At 51.6% G+C, this 1,967-nt stretch carries 1 protein-coding gene; it reads right to left on the bottom strand.

The window, feature by feature from the left end; all coding sequences use genetic code 11:
- Positions 1–166 precede the first annotated feature (166 nt).
- Positions 167–1,753 carry an endonuclease gene (locus E1297_RS02385; protein WP_196223147.1) on the bottom strand — a complete coding sequence of 529 codons (1,587 nt, stop codon included), beginning with the start codon at positions 1,751–1,753 and terminating at the stop codon, positions 167–169.
- Positions 1,754–1,967: the final 214 nt, after the last annotated feature.

The following is a 1,967-nucleotide window of genomic DNA, read 5'->3' as shown; positions in this document are numbered from 1 at the left end:
AGCGGCCATCATGCGGCGGCCAGATCTTGGCTTAATGAACGTCGAGAGCTACAAGCGCAGATCCACTATGGAAGCAAAGAGAAAGCGTCGCAAGCCGTCGGCCTACGCGACAATCAAAGAAAATCCCCAGATTGTCGCGCTATACGCGTGGTTGCGCTGAACCCTTTCAAGGTTGTGGGATCACCAGATCGATATAGAGTGCGCAATGATCGCTGATCTTTTTGCGATGCGGCCGGTCGTTTGGCTTAAAGTCCACAATCTGAAAACTGTCGCGATCCGCCCAACGCAGTGCTTGCTCGTCGAGCACAATGAAATCAATCGGATCCGGAAAATGGCCTGAAGTCCCCGCTAAACAAGGCGACGTAATGCCTTCCGGAAAGCGCGCCAAATCAAGCGGAGCAGGGGAGTTGTCATCAATCTCTCCCCATAGATGATCATTTTGCGCGAAACGATCAATCCGCCGGTTCCAATCGCCTGCGATGATGAAAGGCGTATTGTCCTCGGTCAGTTCATCAATCCAAGCTTCGAGCGGTGCGCGTTGATTTGCCAGAGTGACGCAGTCCTCGTTGCGTGGATTATCCAGCGAACCGGCATGACAGCTTGATTTCAGATGCACTGACATCACTTGAAGCGGTTCGCCATTGGGTAGTTCCAGGAGGACTTCGGTGCCTGCACGGGTTGGGCGCGCATCACCATCCGGGTCATGAATAATGCTCAGCGCGTTGTAGGTCTGACCTGCAATAAAGCTCACACTGCCAGATTTTTTAACCGCGACGGCGGTATAGATATGATCGGTATCACGCTCCTGATCGCGATCATCCTCAAAGCGTTGCGAGACGATTATATGATACTGTGACGGCGGAAAAACCTTGGCAACTGCATCCGGCCCGTTCACCTCTTGTAGTGTAAAAACATCAGCGTCGATTGCGGAGATGTAGTTCGCAATGCGCTTGTAATCCGAAGCTTCTCGTGCCGGGGCACTTGGTCTTCCGGGGAGATGTTCACCTTCCTTCCAGTGCAGATTAGCTATATTCCAGGAAGCAACTCGTACACGGGTGCCGTCTATGCCGGTGACTGCTGCGCCGTCACCATTGATTGCTAAACCGTTGTTGTTGATATTGCGATCATGTGCATCAATAAAGCTATTGCGTGTACCTTGCAGCTCTTCAATCCGATCATTGCGGGCATGTTCCAGAGCGGTCGGCGGATCATATCGATCCCACTGGCGCATCAGGCTGAGCTGTCCGTCCGGCAGGATGTTCTCTGCACCGTACGCCTCAGTCATGTGAAGAATGGCGCGAGCAATTTGACCACGCGCGGCCGGACGGGGCTCAACGATGCCGCTGTTTTCTTCAAAGTCACACCCTGCAAAATCATGGTCTTCGCCAGGCACTTCGCCGAAGGGAAAACTCCCTCGCGCTGCATTAACACTGGTTCGAGTCGGCAATAGATTATGCAAATCCGCTTCCATCCGGTTGAATGCCGGACTGTTTCTACGGCAGGTTCGACGACTACCGCAGTTTTGCGTTTTGGTCATCCAAAAGGCCGGAAAAATATGCTCGATATTGTGGTCTTCCCGAGCTGAAACGGAAACGCCACAGTAGAGCTCTTCAAAACCGCCGGGAAACAAGTCTTCCCAAAAAACGGCTCGAGCGTCTTTGTAAGAACCAATCTGAATTTGCGGTTCTGCGGAAGCCGGCAGCAACCCCAATGCAGCCACCAACGGTGCTACGAGCAACAAATAGCGCAACATTTCCCCCATGACAATAATATACGAAATGTATCACTACAATAAACTGTATTTAAATTAAAACTATCATCAATAGTTGTGAAGGCTTGATGACGTGGGGATGGTGTTGAATTGAGGGTCGAAACGCCGAGCGGTGGTTCATAAAAGAACACTGTAAAATGATCCAGAAGCGCAGCAAACCCCTTCCCTTAGCAGCCCGTTGAAAAAGGCCGGTGTT

The sequence above is a fragment of the Roseibium sp. RKSG952 genome, from assembly GCF_009711355.1.
Note: the sequence above shows the minus strand (reverse complement) of the source record. Positions and strands in the feature narration are given on the sequence as shown.

Excerpts from the sequence above, each read along its gene's own strand:
- E1297_RS02385 (WP_196223147.1), bottom strand. The coding sequence starts at position 1,753 with ATGTTGCGCTATTTGTTGCTCGTAGCACCGTTGGTGGCTGCATTGGGG.